Source organism: Kitasatospora sp. NPDC056531 (assembly GCF_042794375.1).
Classification (GTDB): domain Bacteria; phylum Actinomycetota; class Actinomycetes; order Streptomycetales; family Streptomycetaceae; genus Kitasatospora.
On sequence record NZ_JBHTTU010000315.1, the window covers coordinates 1 to 941 of the forward strand.

Below are 941 nucleotides of genomic sequence, written 5' to 3' on the forward strand. Positions count from 1 at the left end.
CCCGCCGGAAGTCGGCCTCGTCGATCTCGGCGACCGGGCCGAGCGCGCCGAGCACCCCGGCGTTGTTGACGGCGACGTCCAGCCCGCCGAACCGCTCGACGGTCTCCCGGACCAGCCGGGCGGCGTCCTGGCCGTCCGTCACGTCGCCGGTCAGCGCGACGGCCTTGCCCCCGGCCCGCTCGATCAGCTCGACGGTCTCGGCCAGCGGCCCGGCGCTGCGCCCGGCGACGGCGACCCGGGCGCCCTCCAGGGCGAAGGCGAGCGCGATGCCCCGCCCGATGCCGCTGCCGCCGCCGGTGACCAGGACGGACTTGTCGGCGAAACGCGTGGTCATGGTGTGAACTCCTTGATCCGAGTGGTGCGTTCTGATGTGGTGATGGTGGTTCGGGGCAGTGCGGCGACCGCCAGGGCGGTGAGCAGCGCGAAGCCGGACCGGCCGGCCGTGGCGACACTCATGAAACCCCCGGACAAATCCATAGAGATCGTTCGGTCCAGAATGAGGACAGCGGAGACCCCGACGCCCGAAGGGCCGGGTGTCAGTCCAGCAGCGCCAGCGCCTGCTCGGCGGCGTCCCGCGCGCGGGTCCCGCCGTCGGCGGCCTTGCCGACCACCCGGATCCCCTGCAGGAGCACCACCAGCATCCGGGCCAGCGCCCGCGGCTCCCGGTCCGCCGACAGTTCGCCCTGCGCCCGGGCCCGCAGCAGGGCCGAGGTCAGCGCGGTCTCCAGGTGGTCGAGGCTGGCCTCGACCCTGCGGGCGGCCGCCGGGTCGTGCGGGGCGAGTTCGACCGCGGTGTTGGTGACGAAGCAACCGCGCCTGCGGTCCTCCTCCCCCGCCTCCGCATACCGGCGCACCAGGGCCCGGACGGCAGGCAGCACCGGGCCGGGCTGCGACAGGTCGTTCAGCCGGTCCGGGTCCTGCTGCTCGCTGTAGCGCTCCAG

Annotated in this window: 3 protein-coding genes; all 3 read right to left on the reverse strand. The window is 74.5% G+C overall.

The annotated features are described in order from the left end of the window. Window positions 1–334 (reverse strand): SDR family NAD(P)-dependent oxidoreductase (locus tag ACFQ87_RS46000; RefSeq protein WP_380617010.1); only part of this gene is annotated, 334 nt, incomplete at its 3' end. Then, window positions 331–456 carry a hypothetical protein gene (locus tag ACFQ87_RS46005; RefSeq protein ID WP_380617011.1) on the reverse strand — a complete coding sequence of 42 codons (126 nt, stop codon included), beginning with the start codon at window positions 454–456 and terminating at the stop codon, window positions 331–333. The genes ACFQ87_RS46005 and ACFQ87_RS46000, both read right to left, overlap by 4 nt. An 80-nt stretch (window positions 457–536) precedes the next feature. Next, window positions 537–941 (reverse strand): TetR family transcriptional regulator C-terminal domain-containing protein (locus tag ACFQ87_RS46010; protein WP_380617012.1); only part of this gene is annotated, 405 nt, incomplete at its 5' end.